Source organism: Microcoleus sp. SVA1B4 (genome assembly GCF_036700545.1).
In the GTDB taxonomy this organism is placed as follows: domain Bacteria; phylum Cyanobacteriota; class Cyanobacteriia; order Cyanobacteriales; family Microcoleaceae; genus Microcoleus.
In genome coordinates this window covers 1-5,616 of sequence record NZ_JAUBPB010000127.1, presented here as the reverse complement: position 1 = coordinate 5,616, position 5,616 = coordinate 1, and the positions used below count along the sequence as shown (strand labels likewise).

Below are 5,616 nucleotides of genomic sequence, written 5' to 3'. Positions count from 1 at the left end.
TCGGCTACTGGGTTGAATATGGGGGTTGGTTCTGGGGCGGGTGTGGGTGTTGGTGGTGTTGGTTCTGGGGCGGGTGTGGGTGTTGGTGGTGTTGGTTCTGGGGCGGGTGTTGGTTCCGCGGCGGGTGTGGGTGTTGGTTCTGGCGCGGGTGTTGGTTCCGGCGTGGGTGTGGGTGTGGGTTCTGGCGCGGGTGTTGGTGTTGGTGGTGTTGGTGGTGTTGGTGGTGTTGGTGGTGTTGGTGTTGGTGGTGTTGGTGGTGTTGGTGGTGTTGGTGTTGGTGGTGTTGGTGGTGTTGGTGTTGGTGGTGTTGGTGGTGTTGGTGGTGTTGGTGTGGGCGCGGGTGTTGGTGGTGTTGGTGGTGTTGGTGGTGTTGGTGGTGTTGGTGTTGGCGCCGGTGTTGGTTCGTTCAGGGGAATGGCAGAGACAGTAGCGCTGGCGGGGCTGGTAGCGCCCTGGTTGTCTGTAGCGCTGTAGGTGAAATTTGCTGTTGTAAAGTTGGCTGTCGATTGGAAAAATAATTGGTTAATGTCAGCAGGTGTCAGAATTTGACCGGCGCGGATAATCCTGCCGCCTGTTTCGGGATCGCCTAAAAATATCAGCCCTTCATTTGCTGGTGGGACGGTGTTGATGGTGAAAGATTCGATCGACCCGTCTGGATCTGTGCCGCCTAGTCCTGCGATCAAGACAGTGCTGCTGGGGGCGATATCGAGGTCGACGTTGTTAGCTACTGGCGGTTTGTTTGGCTCCGGCAGCACCGCCGATACAGTAGCGCTGGCGCGGCTGGTAGCGCCCTGGTTGTCTGTAGCGCTGTAGGTGAAATTTGCTTTTGTAAAGTTGCCTGTCGATTGGAAAAATAATTGGTTAATGTCAGCAGGTGTCAGAATTTGACCGGCGGTGACAATCGTGCCGCCAGTATCGGGATTGCCTAAAAATATCAGCCCTTCATTTGCTGGTGGGACGGTGTTGATGGTGAAGGATGCGATCGAACCGTCGGGGTCGCTTCCTCCCAGTCCTGCGATCGCCACAGTGCTGCTGGGGGCGATTTCGAGGTTGACGTTGCTAGCTATCGGCCGTAGGTTGGCAGGAGTCGGAGTCGGAGTCGGTGGGAGCGGGGGAGTCGGAGTCGGCGCAGAGGCGATGCTGGTGGTAACAGTTGCGACGGGATCGCTGCCGTTATTGTTGCCGGGATTCGGGTCATTAGTGGTTGAGGTACTTCTTGCCGTGTTGCTGACAGTGCTGGTCGCGGGGACTGGGAATGTGACTCTCCGGCTGACGGTCACGCCGTCAGCTAAGCTGGCAATGGGCGGAAAGCTGACAATGCCTGTGGCTGGGTTGTAAGTACCGCCGTTGGATGCTGTGACGCCCGTTAAACCGGGAACGATGCTGTCTGTAAGGGTGATGTTGGTGGCGGTACTGGGCCCTCTGTTTTCGGTGAGAATGGTGTAGGTGACAGTCGAACCCGCGATCGCAGTAGCGGGCCCGGTTTTGAGCGTCACTACATCGGCGCTATCGGTGATAGTAGTGGTGACTCGCGCTTCGGGGCTGCTGCCGTTGTTGTTGGCAGGATTGGGGTCTGGGCTCGTTGAGGTGCTGCTAGCAGTGTTGGCGATGGGGCCGCCGCTGGCGGGAACTGCGAAACTGACGGTTCTGTTGGCGCTGGCTGCGCTGGCTAGGGATGCGATCGCCGTCCAAGTCACAATACCTGTAGTTGCGTTGTAAGTTCCGCCGTCCGACACGCTGACTCCTGTTAAGCCCGGAACAATGGTGTCGGCGATCGCCACATTGGTTGCCGCACTCGGCCCACTGTTGGCTGCCGTAATTGTGTAGGTGACAGTCGAACCCGCGATCGCAGTAGCGGGCCCGCTTTTGACCGTCACTACATCGGCGCTATCGGCGATCGTGGTGGTGACTCTTGCCGACGGGCTGCTGCCGTTGTTGTTACCGGGATTGGGGTCATTAGTGGTGGAGGTACTGCTAGCAGTGTTGGCGACGGTGCCACCGGTGGCGGGAACTGCGAAACTGACGGTTCTGTTGGCGCTGGTTGCGCTGGCTAGGGATGGGATCGCCGTCCAAGTCACAATACCTGTAGTTGCGTTGTAACTTCCGCCCTCGGAGACGCTGACTCCTGTTAAGCCCGGAACAATGCTGTCGGCGATCGCCACATTGGTTGCCGCACTCGGCCCACTGTTGGCTGCCGTAATTGTGTAGGTGACAGTCGAACCCGCGATCGCAGTAGCGGGCCCGCTTTTGACCGTCACTACATCGGCGCTATCGGCGATCGTGGTGGTGACTCGCGCTTCGGGGCTGCTGCCGTTGTTGTTGCCGGGATTGGGGTCTGGGGTAATCGAGGTGCTGCTAGCAGTGTTGGCGACGGTGCCACCGGTGGCGGGAACTGCGAAACTGACGGTTCTGTTGGCGCTGGTTGCGCTGGCTAGGGATGGGATCGCCGTCCAAGTCACAATACCTGTAGTTGCGTTGTAAGTTCCGCCCTCGGAGACGCTGACTCCTGTTAAACCCGGAACAATGGTGTCGGCGATCGCCACATTGGTTGCCGCACTCGGCCCACTGTTGGCTGCCGTAATTGTGTAGGTGACAGTCGAACCCGCGATCGCAGTAGCGGGCCCGGTTTTGCGCGTCACTACATCAGCGCTATCGTTCGTAATAGTGGTCGTGACTCTCGCATCCGGGCGGCTGCCGCTGTTGTTACCGGGTACGGGATCGATCGTGCTGCTGCTGCTGAATACACTATTTGTAATAGGGCCGAGTGTAGTTGGGGTCGTAACAGTTACGGTGCGGGTGGCTGTGGCCCCAACAGGTAAATTCGGAATACTCCAGGAAACCAGTCTCGTTGTCGGGTTGAAAGTGCCGTTGCCGTCGGCACTGCCAAATACTGCCCCGACGGGCAATTGATCTTCAACCACCACGTTTTCGGCGGCGTCCGGGCCGTTATTTACCGTCGTAATTGTGTAAGTGATGCTGCTACCCGGTGCCGCTGCCGCCGGGCCTGTTTTCGTTGAGGCAACATCTGCTGTAGTAAGCGGCACGTCTATAGTTTGGATCGACAAAGTGCGAACGTCGTGAATATTTGTTGCGGCTCCCGTTGAACCAGCAAAACCAAATTTGAATGTTGCCGGGATTGGCCCGTTTAAGTCCTCTAAATTGGCAATGTCGATAATAGTCTCGCCCTGATCTGTAAACAAACCATTATTGTTGAGATCAAAGTTAACAGTGAGACGGTTTGGCGTTGCAGAAGTGGGGGGTTGCAAAATAATTTGAACTCTTCTTCTGGCTTCTTCGCGACTGCTGGTAATGGCATTGTTCGGCCCGTTTGGAGGCAGAGGATTTACGGTATCGGGAATATTATCTATTCCCTGCGGCACAAACGTAGAAGTTAAAAATTGATATTGCGTAACTTCGCTACCTCGAAGCGTTACCGAATCTCGTCTAATTCCCCCCGGAAGTCCGCCTACCCGCCCTTGAGTTGTAGTTGAGAAATTTCCGAATTCATCCAATCCAATTCCTAAATAACCTCCCCGTAAACCGGACTGATTTGTATCTGTATTTTGCGCGTAGCCGAGAGAACCTCCATAGCCTCCAGCTACTGTTGGCGTCACAGTACCGTCAATTAAAAAGAAACTTATGCCGTCCCCTGTCTGCCCTGCTAAATCAGGACGATCAGGACGTGTAGTGCCGTCGTAGGCAAATATATCGAAGACAATTTTAAGACCGCTGTTGACAGGAACCTGACTGTTATAGATGACAAAAGTAGATTGGTCAAAAGTTCTTGTAGTTAATCTCAACGCCCCGCTGCCAACCGGGTCTATGTTCAAGCCCGGAAAACTCTCTGTTCCGGTTCCTGCTGTTAAAGCTGGAGCATCTGAAATGCCTGTTACCCCAGAGATCCAAGGCCCGATTAGACTTGCATCTTGAAAACTTTCATCCACTAAATTAATGAGGACAGCGCTGTAATTTTCCTGGGTGTTTTTTTCAAAGGCTATTGCTGTTTTTACTCGTCCTGCTGTAACATTTAATTGCCAGTTTCCTCCTAATTTGGCACTGCCAATTAGATTGTTGGAAGCCGCTATATTTGCGCCTGTTAATTCTCTCAGCTTCCGCACGAAAGCAATCCCGGATTTTCCAGCCCCAACCTTACACGATAATAATAAAATATCGGCTTTTTCGCTTAAGGCATTTCGCCACTGCTGCAAATGCCGATCGTACTTTGATAAGTTTTCATTCTTCAGTAAAGTTGACCCCAGTTGCACCGAAGCTTCATTGCCGTGAGCAACAATCTGAAGGCTGGCAATTAAACTGCGTTTAGCTAGAATCTCGGTAATTTGTTCTACTCCGTCCAGAGTTCGATCGAGGACAATTATCTCTGTCCCTGGTTTGACTCCGCTGGCAAGATGCTGATAATTCTCTACCCTCGGATCGATGCAAACTAAATTTTTTGTAGGTGTAGTCTTGACGCCCCGACTCGCTTTTGTTAAACCGGAAATATCGAGCGCCATATCACCCACTAACGACGGCCCACTCCAAGAACTTTTTATGCAGTAAGTGTAGCGGCGATCGCAACTTGATTGGTGAATTGGCGAAGAGTAGTTGCACCCTAAATGTTTCATGAGTTACATAGCTCCTTGATCTATTAACTTTCAATCTTCAGTGGTAGATATTATTGTTAATTGCTAATGGGAAATTTCTAACTGCTCATTTCTCGATTTCGCATAGTTAACAAGTTATTTTTACTTCGTTTTTGTTTGGATCGACATCTTCCCAAAGTAGCAGTTCGCTCTATTTCGCTGGTAAATCAGGTTTTTTTTTCGCCAATTCAGACGTGGGTCTAAATTATTTTTAAATGAAAAAAATTAGCACAATCTACGATAAATTACCGTAAAATTAGATATTTTTTACCTAAAAGTAGTTGACAACTCTGTGTTTTTGTAGTATCAAAGGGGTTAATGTATGCGATTTTTATTACGACTCGAGTTTTTATCAAACCCAATTTGATCGATCTCAATCAGCCGACTCTCAAATCATCTATATGATACTCAAGAAATGGTTATATTTTTTGTAGTTTTCAACTTTTTTTGTTTTATTTTATCAGGAACAAATGACTCAATAAAAACCATTTTTATGGTTTTTATTGAGTCGAATAACCCCAAAATATCCAGATTACTATTTTTTATGCTACATTAAAAGACTCGGTTTATCAAATAAACCGAGTTGCTAAAAGCATAGGAAAAAATGCAGCATATTTAATGCGCTTTGGTCTTAAGGAGAAAGAGTGAGAAAATCCCGATTACTCAGCAAATTATCAGCGCCAAAAACCTGAGCCAAAACCTCGCCTGTGGCCGCAACTTGTAGCAGTGTGCTATTGGCAGTCGAATTAATTTGCAAAGCCTCAAAACTCAAGCCACCAGCCAGAACAAACTTATCACTTCCTACGGAAAAATTGAGGATAGTATCAATACCGCTATTAGCGCTTAACACAAAGTGATCGTTCCCAATACCCCCAATCAAAGTATCATCTCCCCCATCGCCAAACAGCCAGTCATCCCCTGCACCCCCATTGAGAATATCGCTATCTTTCCCTCCGTAAATAGTGTCATTACCCTG

1 protein-coding gene and 1 pseudogene are annotated in these 5,616 nt (G+C 50.6%); both read right to left on the bottom strand.

Features of this window, described 5'->3' with window-relative positions; translation table 11 throughout:
- Positions 1 to 4,622, bottom strand: a 4,622-nt coding sequence (locus QT987_RS29240; RefSeq protein WP_333246954.1) for a DUF4347 domain-containing protein, incomplete at its 3' end; no start/stop codon positions are given.
- 649 nt (positions 4,623 to 5,271) lie between these two features.
- Positions 5,272 to 5,616, bottom strand: a pseudogene (locus tag QT987_RS29235) (calcium-binding protein); the annotation flags it as partial.